A 17076-nucleotide genomic window follows, 5' to 3' on the forward strand; every position below is an offset into this window, starting at 1 on the left:
CCGAACGACGGCAGCCTATGCGTATGATGTTTCAGCAAAATCGGCTGTAGACTTACCCGGCGTTAACCGACGGTCCCGTACGTCGGGAGGATGCGATACCCCCCGATCGGAATGGCCCTCCCCTGTCAGCTTGCAGCGATCGTCGCATCGCTGATCGGAATGGCGCTTTGGCCGCCGCAGTCCGGCGCTTTGCTGCTCGTACCATTGCTGCATCAGGACGGTAGCTCGGTTGCGGTTCTCGCACGGGCTGGCGGGGCGATGCTGCTCGGCAATGGCCCGGTGCCCAACTCGCTCGTGGTGGTTGGCGATCGCACCCGGATCGCGCGGCGGATACCGGCGGGCGACGTGCTGATCCTGGCCGCGCCAGCAACGGGGTGCGGTACTATCAAAGCCTTGGGGTCGCTGACGTGACGGCGCGTTTGGGATCATTCTCCTCGCTCCGGATCTTCGCGCCGGACTCGATGCCGAGCAACGCGCTGGATCGGATGCGGCTTCGCGGAGTCCGGATCTGGGGCGTGATCGGTTGGGCGGCGCTTGCGCTGCTGCTCGTCGGGAATGCCGTACTGGACGCTGGCGTCGGCATGCCGCTGCTCGTGATCGGCGTCGCCGTCAACATCGCGCCGACGTTGGTTGCGCTGCGCGGGCGGTACGATGCGCCGGCACGCACGCTGATGGGCTCGACTGCGGCGATCCTGCCCGCGATGCTGGTCTTCCTGCTGAAGGGCCATGCGTGGCAGATGGACGCGCACATGTATTTCTTCGTCGGAATGGCCGGGCTCGTCATTCTGGCGGACTGGCGTCCGATCATGGTCGCCACGGTGCTGACGGCGCTGCACCATGTCTCGCTCGAATGGCTTGCGCCGCAATATGTGTTTTCCGGAACAGGGAATATCGGGCGAATTCTGTTCCACGTCGTTGCGGTCGGACTGCAATTCGGCGTGTTGACGGTGCTGACGATCCAGCTCGAGCGGTTGATCCTGGGGCAGCAAGCGGCGCTCCAGCGCGCGGAGGAGCTGGCGAGAACCGCCGATGACGGGCGGCGCCAGACCGAACATGCGATGCAGCAGGCGCGATTCGCCGCCGCTGATGCCGGGCGTGAGCGTCAGCAGCGCGAGGAGCAGGCCCGCCGTACGGCCAACGAACGCCGCGCCGAGCTCGTCACCATCGCGAACGAGTTCGAACGATCGGTCACGTCGGTGATCAAGATGATCGGAGATTCGACACAGCGGCTCGAACAAGCCGCGGTCCAGTTGGAAAGCATTACCGACAGCACGAAGCACGACGCGGATGAAGCTGCAGCCGGCGCCGGGCACGCGGCTTCGGACATCGCGCAGGTTGCCGCGACGATCCGGACACTGTCGCAATCGGTACAGACGATCGCCATCGCCGCGGATCGTCAGTCGGTTTTGACCGATACGGCGCGTTCCGAAGCGAAACGGAGCGTCGAGACGGTCGGGATGCTGGAGGAACACGCCGTCCAGATCGAAGGGTTTCTCGACGACATCCGCAAGATCGCGGCGAAGACCAACCTGCTCGCGCTCAACGCCACGATCGAGGCGGCACGGGCGGGCGACGCGGGACGTGGCTTTGCCGTTGTCGCAGGAGAAGTGAAGGGATTGTCGGCCGAGACGACTCGCGCCAGCGACCGCATCGGAAATCTCATCTCAGGGATCCGTGCTGGCGTGGCCGCTACGGGCACGAAGCTGAACAGCGTCAGCGATGCCATCCAGCAGGTGTCGCTTGCGGCGTCCGGTATCGCGACCGCGGCTGCCGAGCAGCGCACGACCGCAGAGGACGTCGATGCCGGAGCCGACCGTGCCGCAGCGACCGCGGACGAAGTGGAACGGCGGATTACCGATGTCGCGCGGGCCGGGGGCAGCGCCTCATCCCTGTCCGCCGACGTCAGCCGGAGCGCGGGCGAACTCGCGGTCAGTGCGCGCGATCTGCTCCGCTCGACCGATCGTTTCGTTTCATTCCTGCAGGACGACCACGCGGCCGCCGCCTGACCGCAATCCCGGATTGCGGGCAGGCGGTCCGGGTCAGCGCGGCTTGCGGAACCGAAAGACGAACTGGTCGGTCTTCCCTTTGATCGTTGGGTCGAACACCCCGGCGCTATGATCGTCGGCGGGATTGCGCAGAACGTCGCTCTCGCCGTCGAACACGAAGCCCGCCTTGACGACTTCCGCCTTGACCGCGGCAGGATCGATCCGGTGCTTGGTCGACGTTCCCGCAAGACCGCTACCAGGCGCGTCCGCATGGTCGATCACGACATAGGTCCCGCCGGGCTTGAGCGCGGCGAACACCTGCCGGTTGAACGCATCGAGTGTCGCTTCACCGGCCGGCGTGTTCGCGACGTCGTGATAATTCTGGACCGTCCAGACCAGATCGACCGGCTCCGAAGCGCGCATTTCCGGCCCCGACATGACCATCAGCGACGTGTTCGACAGATGCCGCGCCTCCAACGCAGGGATCGTCTTCTCGGCGTATTTGGCACCTTCAGCGGGCCAGATCGCATAGACGTGTCCGGCCTTGCCGACGACGCCCGACAGGATCCGCGTCCAATATCCGCCGCCCGGCAGGAAATCGACCACTTCATCCCCTGGCCCGACACCCGCGAACGCCAATACTTCGGCGGTCCTGCGCCGAGCATCGTCGCCCCGTGCGTCGGCGCGCGCGGGATCGGACAGTGCCTTGCTGATCGCGCGCTGTGTCTCCTTTGCGGAATGCACGGAGGCCACCGCCCGCGGTGCCGCTGGGGCTTCCGCTGCCAACACCGTCCCCGCGACCAGCGCGGTCGCAACCAGACTCATCCACATCGTCCGCATCAATTTCTCCCCCCTAAGGACCCTCGCGGCCCGCGCGTCCCATAGCGCACTTTGTCCACGCCCGCATCGGCCAACGTACGCGCGACACTGTTGCGCGGGGCGCACGGATCGATAAGCACCGAACGGGGTTCCCCCATAACCGGGCGTCATCCCGTCTGCGTTGGTTCCATCGGAAAGCTTACACATGCCCTCAGGTCTGGTCGCGCTGCTCGACGACGTTGCCGCGATTGCGCGGCTTGCCGCCGCCTCGGTCGACGACGTCACGGCCGCCTCGTTGAAGGCGTCCTCCAAGGCGGTGGGCGTGGTGGTCGACGACGCGGCGGTCACGCCGAAATACGTTTCCGGCCTCACCCCGGCGCGCGAATTGCCGATCATCTGGCGGATCGCCAAGGGATCTCTGCGCAACAAGCTGCTGTTCCTGCTGCCCGCTGCGCTGTTGTTCAGCGCGTTCCTGCCGTGGATCATCACGCCGATCCTGATGCTCGGCGGGCTGTATCTTGCCTTCGAAGGCGCGGAGAAGATCCTCGGCGCCTTCCTGGGGCATGACGCGCATGCCGAAGAGGCTGCCGTGGAAGGGCAGACCGCCGAGATGGTCGAGAATACGAAGGTCGCGGGCGCGGTGCGCACCGATCTGATCCTGTCCGCCGAGATCATGGCGATCGCCTTGTCCGAAGTGTCGGACCAGCCGATCCTCACGCAGGCCGCGGCACTGGTGGCGGTCTCCCTCCTGATCACGGCGGGTGTCTACGGCATCGTCGGGCTGATCGTGAAGATGGACGACATCGGGCTTCACCTGGCGCAGCGACCCGGCGCCACGCCCCGCGCCGTCGGACGCGGGTTGGTCGCCGCGATGCCGGTGGTACTCGGCGCGCTTGCGAAAATTGGCACGGTGGCGATGCTGTGGGTCGGTGGCGGCATTCTGGTACATGGGCTGGAGGAATTCCATCTCACCTCGATCCCGCATGCGGCCGAGGCCCTTGCGGCGTTGTTTGCCCGGTTAGTCCCCTTTGCGCCAGGTGTGGGCCACTGGTTCGGCTTTGCGTTTGCCTCCGCATTGGTCGGGCTGGTGGCAGGCGGAATCCTCGCGCTGATCGTCCCTCGGCTCCTCGCGCTGTTCGGTCGGAAGCCCGTCGCGCACTAGCGGATCAAGGCCGGGCTTCCGGCCAACCGCGCACCAGGAACCGGACGGCAATTCTCACTGGCGCATTGCACGCAGATGCGAGACAAGTGTCGCAGCGCTGCCATCGGAGGAATGAGAGATGTCTCGTCTGGTTACCTTCAAAACGGGATCGCTCGTCGCGATCGCCGTCTCGGCCACCCTGTTCACCAGCACGCTTGCGGCGAGTGCGGCACCGTCGGCGAGTGCCGTCGTGGCGACCCGCCAGGCCGGCTTCAAGAAGATGGGCGGCGCGATGAAGGCGCTCGGCGCGCAACTCAAAAGCGGCGCGCCCGTGAAGGCCAAGATGGTCGCGGCGGCGCAAACGATCGCGACGACCGCGCGCGGACAAGGCAAACTGTTCCCCGCAGGCAGCGGTCCCGCACCCGGCCTCAAGACCGAAGCCCTGCGCAATATCTGGACCGACCGCGCTACCTTCGATGCGCAGATGGCCAAGCTCGTGACCGAAGCCGACAAGCTCGTCGCCGTCAGCAACACCGGGAACGCGGCAGCGATCGGCGCGCAGATGAAGGCGACCGGTGCGGTCTGCGGCGGATGCCATCGCAAGTTCCGCAAGGAAACCTGACCGGCATGGCGTCCCCCCGCCCCTCACCCGGGACGACTCGCGGTGCGCGCGTGTGGGACGTGCCGATCCGCCTGTTCCACTGGCTACTCGTCGCCCTGCTCGGCTTTTCATGGTGGAGCGGGGAGCAGCACCTGATGGACTGGCATCGCCTGTCGGGCCTGACGATCCTCGCCCTGCTGCTGTTCCGCCTGTACTGGGGTCTGGTCGGCAGCCCGACGGCGCGCTTCGCCCGGTTCGTGCGCGGTCCGCACGCGGTCCTGGCGTATGTGCGCGGACAGGACGCCACGCGCGCGCCGGGGCATAACCCGCTTGGCGGATGGAGCGTCGTCGCGATGCTCGTCACGCTATGCGCAATGGTTGGCGCCGGCCTGTTCGCGGTCGATGTCGACGGGCTCGAATCCGGGCCGCTCGCGGATTACGTCAGCTTCGACCAGGGACGGCTCGCCGCGGAGATCCACGGCTGGGTCTTCAACGCCCTGCTCGCACTGGTTGCGGTGCACGTGGTGGCGATCGTCTTTTATCTGGTGCGCGGCAAGAACCTGACCGCGCAGATGATCACTGGCCGCAGCCAGCTACCAGACCCTCGACCGGGCGCCATCGACGACCATCAAGCGTGGTTGTGGAAGGCCGTTCTCGGTGCGGCCGGTGCGGCGGCGATCGCAATCGCCGTCGCCCGCGGGTTCCGCTTCTAGGCCGCTGCCGCTTACCCCTGCCCCTCGACCATTTCCGCGAGTTCCAGCCAGCGCAATTCCGCCGCGTCCTTGTCCGCCTGCGCCTGGCCGATCGCCGCCATCAACCGCTCGAACAGGTCGGGATCGCGCGTGTAGAGTTCCGGGTCGGACAGCAGTTCCTGATCGCGCATGATCGCCGCGTCGAGCGTCTCGATCCGCTTGGGCAGCAACTCGTAATCGCGCTGGTCCTTGTAGGTCAGCTTGACCTTGCCCGGCGCCGCGCCGCCCGCGACGGGTGCCGGCGCGGACGTCGCATTCTTGGCGATCGCGCCCCGCTTGGTCGGCGCAGCAGCCTTGCGGCGGCGCTCCCAATCCTCATAGCCGCCCGCGACGACGTCGACCGTGCCAGACCCGTCGAGCCCGAGCGTGATCGTCACGGTGCGGTCGAGAAAGTCACGGTCGTGACTGACGATCAGCACGGTCCCGTCATAGTCGCCGATCACGTCCTGCAGCAGGTCGAGCGTCTCGAGATCGAGATCGTTGGTCGGCTCGTCCAGCACCAGCAGGTTGGACGGCTTGGCGAATTCGCGCGCCAGCAACAGCCGCGAGCGTTCGCCACCCGACAGCGTGCCGATCTTGGCGTCGAGCACGCCGGGCTCGAAGAGGAATTCCTTCAAATAGCCGACGACATGCTTGCGGATTCCCTGCACCTCGATCCAGTCGCCGCCGTCCGCGAGCACGTCGCGGATCGTCTTGTCGGGCTCCATCTTGCTGCGTTGCTGATCGATCACGATCCGCTCGATCGTCTTGGCGAAGCGGATGGTGCCCGTGTCCGGCTCCAATTCGCCGGTCAGCAGCTTGAGCAGCGTCGATTTGCCCGCGCCGTTCGCGCCGACGATGCCGATCCGGTCCTTGCGCGTCACCCGCAGCGACAGGTCGCCAATGATCGTGCGGTCGCCGAACGCCTTGGAAATGTGCTTCGCGTCGATTACCACCTTCGAGCGTGCATCGTCGGTGCCGATCGTCAGGTTGGCGGAGCCCTGCGGCCCGACCATCGACGCGCGTTCGGCGCGCATCTCGACCAGCTTGGTCAGGCGGCCCTGGTTGCGCTTGCGCCGCCCGGTGACGCCGCGCAGCAGCCAATGCTCCTCCAGCTTCAATTTCGCGTCGAGCTTCTCGGCATTGCGCTGCTCGTCGGCATAGACCTGCTCGGTCCACGCATCGAACCCGCCGAAACCGATCTCGGCACGCCGCAAATTTCCGCGATCCATCCAAAGCGTCTGCTTGGTCAGCTTGGTCAGGAAGGTGCGGTCATGGCTGATGACGACAAACGCGCCACGGAACCGCTGAAGCCACTCCTCGATCCATTCGATCGCGCCGATGTCGAGATGGTTGGTCGGCTCGTCGAGCAGCAATACGTCCGGGTTCTGCGCGAATGCACGGACGATCGCAGCGCGACGGCGTTCACCGCCCGAGGCCTTGGCGGCTTCGCGGGTGAGGTCGATCCCGAGCTTGTCGGCGATCGCCTCGGCTTCATATTGCTGCGGCGCATCGTCGCCGCCAAGGACATAGTCCGCGAGCGTATGGCACCCGGTCATCGCGGGTTCCTGCTCGAGCTGGATCACGCGCGTGCCGGGGACGATCGTACGACGCCCCTCGTCCGAATCGATTTTGCCGCCGAGCAATTTCAACAGCGTGGTCTTGCCAGCGCCGTTGCGCCCGATCAGCGCAAGCCGGTCGCGCGGGCCGACGTGAATGTCGAGCCCGCGAAAGAGCCAGCCCGAGCCCTGAATGATGCCGAGATTTTCGTATGCGAGAATAGGTGCAGCCATGACGGGCGCGTTAGGCTGCGGGGGCGTTGCAAGCAAGCGGTGTGGCGGATGCGACGGCATGAGCGGGTCCGGCATCGCCATAGGAAGCGCCCTTCATTTCATCCTGGAAGTTGCACCATTCACAGGCTGTTCAACGCGCGGTAGCTATGCCAAGCCAATGACGATGCTAGCCGCCATTCTCGTGGGACTTGCCGTAACCCCTGCGCCCGCGCTGCGGCCAGTTGCGGCGTTGATGCAGCATAGCGACCAGCGCGAAGCGCTGCGGGGCCGGCGCGAAGGACGATGGCTTCCGTCCAAGGATATCGAGGCGCGGGTCGTGCCGACAATGCCCGGCGCGCTGTATCTCGGGTTCGACTTCGATCCGGAGGGTGGGATTTACACACTGAAATTCCTGCGCAATGGATCGGTCATCTGGGTCGAGGTCGATGGTCGCTCTGGCCAGATCCTCGGCCGCACCGGCAATTGAGCGCCATCGGCGCCGTCCAAGGGGATACTGCATGCGCGTTCTGATCGTCGAGGACGAACCCAATCTCGGCCAGCAGCTCAAGAGCACGCTGGAAGGGGCCGGCTATGCGATCGACCTCGCGACCGATGGCGAGGAAGGCCACTTCCTCGGCTCGACCGAGAATTACGACGCGATCATTCTCGATCTCGGCCTGCCGGAGATCGACGGGCTGACGGTGCTCGATCGCTGGCGCAAGGAAGGCCGCACCGCGCCGGTGCTGGTGCTGACCGCGCGCGACAGCTGGTCGGACAAGGTCGCCGGGCTCGATGCGGGTGCGGACGATTATGTCGCCAAGCCGTTCCAGTCCGAAGAGCTGATCGCCCGCCTGCGCGCGCTGATCCGCCGCGCTTCGGGCAACGCCTCGTCCGAACTGACCGCGGGCGGTGTCCGGCTCGATACGCGCAGCGGCAAGGTCACGCTCAACGGCGAATCGGTCAAGATGACCGCGCAGGAATACAAGCTGCTCAGCTACCTGCTTCATCACAAGGGCAAGGTGGTTAGCCGCACCGAGTTGATCGAACATATCTATGACCAGGATTTCGATCGCGATTCGAACACGATCGAAGTGTTCGTCACGCGCATCCGCAAGAAGCTCGGGCAGGATGTCATCACCACGATCCGCGGGCTCGGCTATAGCCTCGAGGATCCCGATGCCTGATCCGGATCGGGTATTCATCTATGGCTGAGGCGGACTCGCCCGTATCGCTCCCGCCGATCGAGGCGGAGCCGCGGGGCCTGCCGCGCGTCAAGACGACGGGATCGCTCAGCCGCCGGATGATCCTGATCGCGGCCGGGTGGATCCTGCTGTTGTTGACCGGCGGCGGCTATGCGCTCGACAGCATCCTCGTCACCGCGGTCACGCGCAATTTTGACGATCAGCTGGAATATGTGCTGACCGCGCTGATCGTCTCGGCCGAAATCGGCCCCGAGGGCGAAGTGCTGAACACGCGCGAACCCGCCGACCAGCGGTTCCTCGAACCCAATTCGGGGCTCTATTATCAGGTCAGCGCGCCGGGGCAGGAAAGCTATGCCTCGCGCTCGCTGTGGGATCGCAAGCTGGCGTACGGCGCACATCATACCGATCTTGCCGTCCACGCTTATGACAGCAACCAGTTCGTCGATCCCAAGGCGGACCCGCCCGAGAAGCTGCGGATCGTCGAGCGCGACGTGACGCTCCCCGGATCGAAGGTGCGGTGGCGGTTTCAGGTCGCGCAGGTCCGCGATGGGCTCGACGCGCAGATCCGCGTGTTGCGCAAGACGCTGCTGCGCAGCTTCCTGCTGCTCGCGTTCGGGCTGATCGTGATGGCGGCGCTGCAGACCTTTTACGGGCTGTGGCCGCTCCGGCGAGTCCGCGACGAAATCGCGCGGATGCGCGCGGGTAAGGCGCGGCAGGTCGAGCGCCCGATGCCGAACGAAGTCGCGCCGCTGGTCGAGGAACTCAACGCGTTGATCGAGCATAACGAACGCCAGGCGGAGGAAGCGCGGCGCCATGCCGGCAACCTTGCGCATGCGCTCAAGACCCCGCTGACCGTCATCATGAACGCCGCCACCGCCAAGGCGGACGATCTCGGCGAGACGGTCGTGCGTGAGGCGCGAACGATGCGGCGGCAAGTCGATCATCATCTTGCCCGCGCGCGCGCGGTCGGGCGGCGGGGGTCCGCGCACAGTCGCGCCGACGTATGGCCGAGCCTGGAATCGGTCGAGCGCGCGGTCGGGGTGCTGTATCGCCACGTCCGCATCGATACGTCGGGCCCACGCGATCTTCAGGTCCATGTCGAACGGCAGGACCTCGACGAGATGCTGGGCAATCTGATCGAGAATGCCGCGAAGTATGGCGGGGGCAGTGTGTTCGTCACGGTCGCCAAGCACTCGGGCTTCGTCGAATTCCTGATCGAGGACGATGGCGTCGGCATTCCCGAGGAGGAGCGGATCCGCATCTTCGATCGTGGCGTACGGCTTGATTCTGGCAAGCCCGGGACCGGACTCGGTATGGCGATCGTCCGCGACGTCGCGGAGATCTACGAGGGAACCGTCTCGCTCGAGGAGAGCGAGGACCTTGGCGGATTGCTCGTCCGGCTGCGACTACCCGCCGCCAACTAACCGGATGCGGCAGTACGCGAGGGGCCAGCGTTCAAACGAAACTGCGCCCACCGCCCCACGATCCGCTCAAACAGAAAAAACCGCCGGCCCGGGTGGACCGACGGCTTTTCCCGTCAACGGTGAACGCGGATGCGTTCAGGCGTAAGTAACGCTCGTGCGGACCTTGCCGCGCGAACGGAGGCCAGCGCCGACCATGCCGAAGCCGGCCAGCATCATGAGCCAAGTGGTGGGCTCGGGAACTGCGCTCTCGACCACGTCGAACTGCGCGAGACCCGCGAAATCGGTAACGCCGCTCTTGCCGATCGTGTTGGCGCCAACGAGGTCGCCACCGCCACGGTTCCAGGCGAAATCGGTCACGGTGTAGGTGGTGTTGCCAACGGTTGCGCTCGAGCCCGCCGAGAAGCCGAACAGCGTGTTGTACGCGCCCGAGATCGTCGCGCCGTCACCGAAGGTGAAGACGATTGCGTAGGCGTTGAACCCGGGGTTCACCGTGGTGCCTTCACCCGTCAGCAGGAAGTCGTTGGTGCCGTTCAGCGTCGCGAAATTGATGCTGCCGTCCGCGGCGTTCAGACCGGTGAGGTAGGGGTGCTGCATGAACAACGTGAACGTGTCGTTCGAAGTCGCCCAGTTTCCCTGCGAGCCGACGCCGGTGATTGCGACGCTGGTCAGGTTGGCGGCCGCATAGGCGTTCGTCGAAACTATGGCGATCGCGGTTGCAGCTGCTGCAACGAGAAACTTGGTACGCATTCCATACTCCTAAACACTATTCCGCCACGAGGTAGCAATTCTCGTGCCAAATGCGCTGCGGAGGGCGGTCGGGGGTATTGGACGGAGATGTGTAAGCTTGAGCGACAGTTGTGGTAAATCAGCATCTTATCAAAGATGCCTCATGCCCCTCCAGGAGCTCCATACGTCCTGCCGGGCTAAGGCGCGACCGACCGTCTGGCACATTATCCCCGGGATCGGCAGTATTCATCATCGGTTCATAAAAATCACGAGTGTAAGATCTAGCGACACCCTACCGGTCCACGCCGTCCGGCGCCGCTAAACCCTGCGCAAAGCAGGCCGTTTACCCACCGAGGCGGAACGTTCGGTTCAGGCCGCCATCGCGTGGTTGCGCAGGACGTCGGCAGTGATCGAAAGGCTGCGCTTGCGCGCCGCATGATCGTAGATCGAACTGGCGATCATCAGTTCGTCCACGCCCGTCCGTGCTACGAACGCCGCAATTTCGCGTGCCACCTTCGCCGGGCCGCCGACTGCCGAACACGACAGCACGTGATCGAGGATCGCGCCGCCCTGTGGCCCAAGGCTCTCGCGATACCCCTCGACCGGCGGCGGCAACTGGCGCGGATTGCCGGTGCGCAAGGCGACAAACGCCTGCTCCTGCGAACTTGCGATCAACGCGCCTTCCGCGTCGGTGTCCGCCGCAAACACGTTGAAGCCCGCCATCACGTGCGGCTTCGCCAGCACCGCCGAGGGGCGGAACGTGCGGCGATAAATGTCGATCGCGGACATCAGCGCATCCGGCGCGAAATGCGACGCGAATGCGTACGGCAGCCCGAGCATCGCCGCCAGTTGCGCGCCGTACGTGCTCGACCCGAGGATCCACAGCGACACGTCGGCCCCCGCCCCCGGGGTCGCGCGGACACCCGTCTGACCGTCACCGGCGAAATAACTCTGCAACTCGACCACATCGTTGGGAAAGGCGTTGGGATCGGTGTTGAGGCTGCGCCGCATCGCGCGCGCGACGATCTGGTCCGACCCCGGCGCACGCCCAAGTCCGAGATCGATCCGCCCCGGGAACAGCGCGTCGAGCGTGCCGAACTGTTCGGCGATCGCCAGCGGCGCATGGTTGGGCAGCATGATCCCGCCCGCGCCGATCCGGATCGTCGACGTCGCCTGACCGATATGCGCAAGCACGACCGAGGTCGCGGCGCTCGCGATCCCGGTCATGCCGTGATGTTCGGCAGTCCAGTAGCGCGAGAAGCCAAGGCTTTCGGCATGTGCGGCAAGGTCGCCGGCGTTGCGGAGCGCCTGGGCGACGCTCCCGCCTTCGACGACGGGGACGAGATCGAGCAGGGAATAAGCAGTCATGGACCCGATATGGGAAGCCCGTTTCAGAATGCTACCGACCACCGCGCCGCTGCGCCGACATCTTCTCCCAGCGCGACGAAATTGCCGGGCTGGCGCCGCAGGAACAAATTGGTCTGGAGCATTCCCGTCCACAACGGCAGCGCATAGCGCGCCTCCAGGTCGATCTCGCGCCCAGTTGGGGCGAGGTTCATCCGCTGCGTGGTCCACGTCGTGACCGCGAGCGTGTCATAATCATAGGCGGTCGGCAGCGTCAGATCGATCCCGCCCCGCGCCACGCGCAACGGTTGCGCGATGCGCAACCCGAAACTGTCGCGCATCCCGAACAGTCGCGCCTTGCCGACGTCGGCGGCGAACGCATTGGTGCGGAGCATTCCCCGTCCCTGCAAGCCACCGCGCACGTCCGCCATCGTCCAGCCCTGCCGAACCGATCCGCCGATCGTCCATCCCGCGCCCGCATCGAACCGCGCCGCACCATCGAGAAACCAGCTCGTCGCGCGCGTCCCGCCCAGCGCGTCGCCGAAGTGCGCGCCCAGCACCGTCGCCTGCTCGGCCAGCCGCGTACCGGTCAGCGCCAGTGCGAGATTCCCCACCGTACGATCCAGCGTGATCGCGCTGCGATCATATCCGTAGCGGCGATAGCGGTTGCGGATCGCGGCGAGCGCATCGGGATCGCGTGACAGCGCATCGCCGCTTTCGACCGCGGCGGTCAGGCCGAACGCGCCGATCTGGCGGCGGACCGCGCTCGACCCGCGGGCACGGCTGTCGAAACCCGCGCCCTGCACTGGATCCCGCGCGACGAGGAACGCCGGGTCGCCGCGCCCGACGAGGCGGGCGGTCAACAGCGCGCCGCCCTCCGCGAACCCGACCGCGAAACTGGCCTTCGTGCCCAGCCGGCTCGTCACCGTTCCCGCGATCGTGCGGGCCTGATCGGCATTGGCGCGCGACAGCATCAGGCGCGACACGCTCGCGCCGCCGCCCGTGACGGGCGCGACCGTCAACGCAACGCTCATTCCGTTCCCCACATCGGTCGTTATCGTGCGCGTCGTCGCCTGCAACTGGCCGAGCAGCGTCGGCGCGGGGCCATCGCGGTGAATCGTCCGGGCGAGATCGACCGCAAAGGCGCGGCTGAACCCGTCGAGGACGACCGCACCCAGCGCGCCTTGCGCCGCATCCCCCATCGGCGCGGACAAGACCGCGTTCGACCCAAGCGACGCCGCCGACTGCGTTCCCGCCACCGATGTTCCGCCAAGTGGCTGAAACGCGCGCGTCAGGTCGAGCACGCCTTTGCCGTACACCGCATCCTCGCCCGCCGCCCCCGCATCGCGCGCGGAGGCGTAGAGAATCTGGACGATCTGCGCCCCGGTCAGATTGGGGAAGGCCTGCGCGAGCAACGCCGCCGCGCCCGCGATCTGCGGCGCGGCGAAGGACGTGCCCGACCACAGGAACGGCGCACCGGTCTGGTCGGGCGCGCGGACTCCCTCCCCGACCGCCGCGAGATAATGCGCGGACGAATTGCCGGCGCGGTTGCTGAAGCTGGAGATCGTGTCGGCCCCCGCGGCACGGGTGGTGTTCGCGCCGACCGAGCCCGCGATGATGACGAGCCCGCGTGCGGCCGCGGTGTTGGCGACCTGCGCGAACCCGTCGGGATTGACCGCGGTGGTCGGGTCGGTCGCGAAATCGTTCCCCGCGGCGATCACGATGACGATCCCGGCGGCGGTCGCACGGTTGACCGCGTTGACCACCGAACTCCCCACCCCGATCCCGCCAAGCGAGATGTTGATGACGCGCGCACCGTTGTTCACTGCAAGGTCGATCCCGCGCGCGATCGCGGTGTCGGCGAAGGTGCATTTATCGGTCCCGGCGCCCTCGGTGCCGCACGATCCCGGCGCATCCGCCCGCGCAGCAAGGATCGTCGCGTCGAACGCCATCCCGTGCGTCCCCGAATCGTTGCGCCGCCCCGCGAGCGTGAAGGCGACCGCGGTGCCATGCCCGTCCTCGTCTCCCGCGCTCGTCCCGCCCGCGACATTGGCGGACGCCGCGGAAATGCGACCGGTGAATTCCTCGCTCGTAAGGTTCACGCCGCTATCGACGATCCCGACGGTGATGTTCCGCCCCGTCGCCCCCGCCTGATACAATGCCAACGCGTTCGCCGACACCGCGCCGACGGTCGCGCGATATTCGGCCGTGTCGTAATTGGTCGGCGCAGGCGTCGGTGTGGGTGTGGGCGTGGGCGTGGGCGCGGGAGTAGGTGTCGGAGCCGGCGCCGGGGTCGGGGTCGGCGCAGGGGCAGACGGCGGGGCAGGCAAGGTACCGACGCCGCCCCCACCACCGCCACTGCACGCCCCCAAGGCACCCAGAATCCCCAAGGCCGTGGTCCGCGCGAGGCGCATGCTCAACCGTCGTTGCAGTGTCATTCCGATTCGCCCCTGGTCCCGGCCCTTGCCCGGCGATCCGCGCATCGTGTCGTGCGCGGTCTCCCGGTCATGCCATCGCTGCCTTGCCCACCGCGCGACCTGCGCGTAGGACCCGCACGCAATGCTCGCGCGCCTCGCCCTTATCCGCAATTGGGTTTTCGATTTGGATAACACGCTGTATCCGGCGTCGGCGCGGCTGTTCGACCAGATGGACGTCAAGATGACCGCCTATGTCGCGCGGGCGCTGGGCGTCGACCTGGTCGAGGCGCGCCGGATCCAGAAGGCGTATTTCTTCGATCACGGCACGACGCTCGCCGGGCTGATGGCGGAGCACGGGGTCGATCCGCATCACTTCCTCGACGATGTCCACGATATCGAGATGGACGTGCTCGAGCATAACGCCCCGCTCGCCGCCGCGATCGCACGGTTGCCGGGGCGCAAGATCGTCTTCACCAATGGCGACACGCCGTATGCGGCCCGCGTGCTCGACCGTCTCGGGCTCGGCGAGAGCTTCGAGGCGATCCACGACATCCACGCGATGGACCTCAAACCCAAGCCCAACGCCTCGGCCTATGCCGGGCTGTGCGCGGCGTTCGACATCGATCCGACCGAGTCGCTGTTCGTCGAGGACATGGCGCGCAACCTTGCGCCCGCCAAGGCGATCGGCATGACGACGGTGTGGATCGACAATGGCTCCGAACAGGCCGCCGCCGAGCAGGACCGCAGCTTTATCGACTTCACCACGCCCGATCTGACGGCGTGGCTTCACGCAATTATGGAGGACGCATGAGCGACTTGCAGACGACGATCGACGCGGCATGGGATGCGCGCGACACGGTGAGCTTTGAGACCAAGGGTGAGGTCCGCGACGCCGTCGAATCCGCGCTCAACCAGCTCGATTCGGGCGCGGCGCGCGTTGCCGAGCCCGATGGCGACGGTGGCTGGCGCGTCAATCAGTGGCTCAAGAAGGCCGTTCTGCTGTCGTTCCGGCTAAACGACATGGCCGAGATCGCCGGCGGTCCCGATGGTGCCAACTGGTGGGACAAGGTGCCTTCCAAGTTCCACGGCTGGGGTTCGGCTGAATTCCGCCAGGCGGGCTTCCGCAGCGTGCCCGGCGCGATCGTCCGGCGTGGCGCATTCATCGGCAAGGGCGCTGTCCTGATGCCCAGCTTCGTCAACCTCGGCGCGTATGTCGGCGAGAATTCGATGATCGACACCTGGGCGACGGTCGGCAGCTGCGCGCAGATCGGCAAGGGCGTGCATATCTCGGGCGGTGCCGGGATCGGCGGCGTACTCGAGCCGCTCCAGGCGGATCCGGTCATCATCGGTGACGGCGCCTTCATCGGCGCGCGCAGCGAAGTCGCCGAGGGCGTTCGCGTCGGCGAAGGCGCGGTGCTCTCGATGGGCGTCTATCTCGGCGCCTCGACCAAGATCGTCGACCGTGCGACCGGCGAAGTGTTCCGCGGCGAAGTCCCGCCCTATGCAGTTGTCGTTCCCGGCAGCATGGGCGGCGGCGACGGCAAGCCCTCGCTGTATTGCGCGGTGATCGTGAAACGCGTGGATGCACAGACACGTTCGAAGACCAGCATCAACGAATTGCTGCGAGACTAATCTCATAGCCCCTCCCCCTCGGGGGAGGGGTTGGGGTGGGGCAGTCCAGCAGAGCGCGCGCTCTGCGAGACACAGCCCCACCCCCAACCCCTCCCCTGAAGGGGAGGGGCTTAAGAAATGCCCCAACCTCGACATCCTTTGCCTCCCCGCTTAGTCCACTCGACAAACGACAAAGAGGATACCCGATGACCGCAGCTACCCGCTCCAAGACGCTCGACCGCGTGCTCGTGCTCGAAATGGTCCGCGTGACCGAGGCGGCGGCGGTTGCCGCCTCGACCCTCACCGGGCGCGGTGACGAGAAGGCGGCGGATGCCGCCGCGGTCGAGGCGATGCGCGCCGCGCTCAACGAACTATACATGGATGGCACCGTCGTCATCGGCGAAGGCGAGCGCGACGAAGCGCCAATGCTGTTCATCGGCGAAAAGGTCGGTTCGGCGATCGGCAAGGGTCCGAAGATCGACATCGCGCTCGATCCATTGGAAGGCACGACGATCTGCGCGACCGCCGGCCCCAACAGCCTCGCGGTGCTCGCGATCGCCGAAGAAGGCGGGCTGCTCAATGCGCCCGACGTCTATATGGACAAGATCGCGTGCGGCCCGGGCTATCCCGAGGGGATCATCGACCTCGACAAGTCGCCGACCGAGAACGTCCGCGCGCTGGCGGCAGCAAAGGGTGTCGAGCCCAAGGACATCATCGCCTGCGTGCTCGATCGTCCGCGGCACCAGAAGCTGATCGCCGAGCTGCGCGCGCTGGGTTGCGGGATCATGCTGATCGGCGACGGCGACGTCGCGGGCGTGATCGCCACGACCAACCCCGATACGACGATCGACATCTACATGGGGGCCGGGGGCGCTCCGGAAGGCGTTCTCGCCGCGGCGGCGCTGCGCTGCGTCGGCGGGCAGTTCAAGGGGCGGCTGCTGTTCCGCAACGACGACGAGCGCGCGCGGGCGGCCAAGTGGGGCGTGACCGATCTCGACAAGCAATATGACCTGACCGAACTCGCGCGCGGCGACTGCATCTTCGCGGCGACGGGCGTGACGGACGGCTCGCTGCTCGCGGGGGTGAAGCGCAAGGGCAAGATCATGACGACCGAGAGCGTAGTGATGCGCGCGAGCTCGGGCACGGTGCGCTGGGTCAAGGGCGAACACCGGATTTGATCTAAAGGCTAAAGCCCCTCCCCTTCAGGGGAGGGGTTGGGGTGGGGGAGTCCAGCAGAACCAACGCTGGTAATCTGTACAGCCCCACCCCCAGCCCTGTCCCTTATACACAGTACCGAGCCCAC

Annotated in this window: 16 protein-coding genes; 11 read left to right on the plus strand and 5 right to left on the minus strand. The window is 66.4% G+C overall.

Annotation, left to right across the window (positions count from 1 at the left end; all coding sequences use genetic code 11):
• Positions 1–111 precede the first annotated feature (111 nt).
• The gene (locus QBJ92_RS15970) at positions 112–411 is read left to right on the plus strand and encodes a hypothetical protein (RefSeq protein WP_277970693.1); all 300 of its coding nucleotides are present in this window, start codon (positions 112–114) and stop codon (positions 409–411) included.
• On the plus strand, positions 408–2006 hold the full coding sequence (locus tag QBJ92_RS15975) for a methyl-accepting chemotaxis protein (RefSeq protein ID WP_277970694.1): 1599 nt from the start codon (positions 408–410) through the stop codon (positions 2004–2006). Before QBJ92_RS15970 ends, QBJ92_RS15975 begins: the two co-directional genes overlap by 4 nt.
• Positions 2007–2039: 33 nt before the next feature.
• Here the strand turns inward: QBJ92_RS15975 and QBJ92_RS15980 are convergent, their stop codons facing one another.
• The gene (locus QBJ92_RS15980) at positions 2040–2825 is read right to left on the minus strand and encodes a class I SAM-dependent methyltransferase (protein ID WP_277970695.1); all 786 of its coding nucleotides are present in this window, start codon (positions 2823–2825) and stop codon (positions 2040–2042) included.
• 184 nt (positions 2826–3009) lie between these two features.
• On the opposite strand from QBJ92_RS15980, the gene QBJ92_RS15985 reads away from it, so the two are divergent.
• The 3 genes from QBJ92_RS15985 to QBJ92_RS15995 all read left to right on the plus strand — a co-directional run bounded on the left by QBJ92_RS15985 (position 3010) and on the right by QBJ92_RS15995 (position 5259).
• Positions 3010–3966 carry a DUF808 domain-containing protein gene (locus QBJ92_RS15985; protein ID WP_277970696.1) on the plus strand — a complete coding sequence of 319 codons (957 nt, stop codon included), beginning with the start codon at positions 3010–3012 and terminating at the stop codon, positions 3964–3966.
• A 118-nt stretch (positions 3967–4084) separates the two neighbouring features.
• Positions 4085–4567, plus strand: coding sequence for a c-type cytochrome (locus tag QBJ92_RS15990; RefSeq protein ID WP_277970697.1), 483 nt, complete (start codon positions 4085–4087; stop codon positions 4565–4567).
• 5 nt (positions 4568–4572) lie between these two features.
• Complete coding sequence (locus QBJ92_RS15995) at positions 4573–5259, plus strand: cytochrome b/b6 domain-containing protein (RefSeq protein WP_277970698.1); 687 nt, start codon at positions 4573–4575, stop codon at positions 5257–5259.
• Between the two features lie 11 nt (positions 5260–5270).
• Here the strand turns inward: QBJ92_RS15995 and QBJ92_RS16000 are convergent, their stop codons facing one another.
• Positions 5271–7070, minus strand: coding sequence for an ABC-F family ATP-binding cassette domain-containing protein (locus QBJ92_RS16000; RefSeq protein ID WP_277970699.1), 1800 nt, complete (start codon positions 7068–7070; stop codon positions 5271–5273).
• 157 nt (positions 7071–7227) lie between these two features.
• Between QBJ92_RS16000 and QBJ92_RS16005 the strand changes: the two genes are divergently transcribed.
• The 3 genes from QBJ92_RS16005 to QBJ92_RS16015 are packed head-to-tail and all read left to right on the plus strand — an operon-like array spanning position 7228 to position 9675.
• A complete protein-coding gene (locus tag QBJ92_RS16005) occupies positions 7228–7536 on the plus strand; it encodes a hypothetical protein (RefSeq protein WP_277970700.1) in 309 nt (102 codons plus the stop codon).
• Positions 7537–7567: 31 nt separating this feature from the next.
• A complete protein-coding gene (locus tag QBJ92_RS16010) occupies positions 7568–8233 on the plus strand; it encodes a response regulator transcription factor (RefSeq protein WP_010162021.1) in 666 nt (221 codons plus the stop codon).
• Between the two features lie 20 nt (positions 8234–8253).
• The gene (locus tag QBJ92_RS16015; RefSeq protein ID WP_277970701.1) at positions 8254–9675 is read left to right on the plus strand and encodes a sensor histidine kinase; all 1422 of its coding nucleotides are present in this window, start codon (positions 8254–8256) and stop codon (positions 9673–9675) included.
• A 135-nt stretch (positions 9676–9810) separates the two neighbouring features.
• Here the strand turns inward: QBJ92_RS16015 and QBJ92_RS16020 are convergent, their stop codons facing one another.
• From QBJ92_RS16020 to QBJ92_RS16030, 3 genes are all read right to left on the minus strand, one after another.
• Positions 9811–10422, minus strand: coding sequence for a PEPxxWA-CTERM sorting domain-containing protein (locus QBJ92_RS16020; RefSeq protein WP_277970702.1), 612 nt, complete (start codon positions 10420–10422; stop codon positions 9811–9813).
• 348 nt (positions 10423–10770) lie between these two features.
• Positions 10771–11769 (minus strand): LLM class flavin-dependent oxidoreductase, encoded by a 999-nt coding sequence (locus tag QBJ92_RS16025; protein ID WP_277970703.1) that lies wholly within the window; start codon positions 11767–11769, stop codon positions 10771–10773.
• Positions 11770–11792: 23 nt separating this feature from the next.
• On the minus strand, positions 11793–14228 hold the full coding sequence (locus QBJ92_RS16030) for a S8 family peptidase (RefSeq protein WP_277970704.1): 2436 nt from the start codon (positions 14226–14228) through the stop codon (positions 11793–11795).
• Positions 14229–14304: 76 nt separating this feature from the next.
• Here QBJ92_RS16030 and QBJ92_RS16035 point away from each other — a divergent pair, with 76 nt between their 5' ends.
• The 3 genes from QBJ92_RS16035 to glpX all read left to right on the plus strand — a co-directional run bounded on the left by QBJ92_RS16035 (position 14305) and on the right by glpX (position 16951).
• A complete protein-coding gene (locus tag QBJ92_RS16035) occupies positions 14305–14973 on the plus strand; it encodes a pyrimidine 5'-nucleotidase (protein WP_277970705.1) in 669 nt (222 codons plus the stop codon).
• Complete coding sequence (gene dapD / locus QBJ92_RS16040; protein ID WP_277970706.1) at positions 14970–15794, plus strand: 2,3,4,5-tetrahydropyridine-2,6-dicarboxylate N-succinyltransferase; 825 nt, start codon at positions 14970–14972, stop codon at positions 15792–15794. The genes QBJ92_RS16035 and dapD overlap by 4 nt, the downstream gene beginning before the upstream one ends.
• A gap of 185 nt (positions 15795–15979) precedes the next feature.
• The gene (gene glpX, locus QBJ92_RS16045) at positions 15980–16951 is read left to right on the plus strand and encodes a class II fructose-bisphosphatase (protein WP_277970707.1); all 972 of its coding nucleotides are present in this window, start codon (positions 15980–15982) and stop codon (positions 16949–16951) included.
• The last annotated feature ends 125 nt before the right edge of the window (positions 16952–17076 follow it).

This window comes from Sphingomonas echinoides (assembly GCF_029623395.1).
Lineage (GTDB): Bacteria > Pseudomonadota > Alphaproteobacteria > Sphingomonadales > Sphingomonadaceae > Sphingomonas > Sphingomonas echinoides_A.

Coding starts and splice junctions, on each gene's coding strand:
- QBJ92_RS15970 (WP_277970693.1), top strand. CDS start 112: ATGGCCCTCCCCTGTCAGCTTGCAGCGATCGTCGCATCGCTGATCGGA.
- QBJ92_RS15980 (WP_277970695.1), bottom strand. CDS start 2,825: ATGCGGACGATGTGGATGAGTCTGGTTGCGACCGCGCTGGTCGCGGGG.
- QBJ92_RS15985 (WP_277970696.1), top strand. CDS start 3,010: ATGCCCTCAGGTCTGGTCGCGCTGCTCGACGACGTTGCCGCGATTGCG.
- QBJ92_RS15990 (WP_277970697.1), top strand. CDS start 4,085: ATGTCTCGTCTGGTTACCTTCAAAACGGGATCGCTCGTCGCGATCGCC.
- QBJ92_RS15995 (WP_277970698.1), top strand. CDS start 4,573: ATGGCGTCCCCCCGCCCCTCACCCGGGACGACTCGCGGTGCGCGCGTG.
- QBJ92_RS16000 (WP_277970699.1), bottom strand. CDS start 7,070: ATGGCTGCACCTATTCTCGCATACGAAAATCTCGGCATCATTCAGGGC.
- QBJ92_RS16005 (WP_277970700.1), top strand. CDS start 7,228: ATGACGATGCTAGCCGCCATTCTCGTGGGACTTGCCGTAACCCCTGCG.
- QBJ92_RS16010 (WP_010162021.1), top strand. CDS start 7,568: ATGCGCGTTCTGATCGTCGAGGACGAACCCAATCTCGGCCAGCAGCTC.
- QBJ92_RS16015 (WP_277970701.1), top strand. CDS start 8,254: ATGGCTGAGGCGGACTCGCCCGTATCGCTCCCGCCGATCGAGGCGGAG.
- QBJ92_RS16020 (WP_277970702.1), bottom strand. CDS start 10,422: ATGCGTACCAAGTTTCTCGTTGCAGCAGCTGCAACCGCGATCGCCATA.
- QBJ92_RS16025 (WP_277970703.1), bottom strand. CDS start 11,769: ATGACTGCTTATTCCCTGCTCGATCTCGTCCCCGTCGTCGAAGGCGGG.
- QBJ92_RS16030 (WP_277970704.1), bottom strand. CDS start 14,228: ATGCGCGGATCGCCGGGCAAGGGCCGGGACCAGGGGCGAATCGGAATG.
- QBJ92_RS16035 (WP_277970705.1), top strand. CDS start 14,305: ATGCTCGCGCGCCTCGCCCTTATCCGCAATTGGGTTTTCGATTTGGAT.
- dapD (WP_277970706.1), top strand. CDS start 14,970: ATGAGCGACTTGCAGACGACGATCGACGCGGCATGGGATGCGCGCGAC.
- glpX (WP_277970707.1), top strand. CDS start 15,980: ATGACCGCAGCTACCCGCTCCAAGACGCTCGACCGCGTGCTCGTGCTC.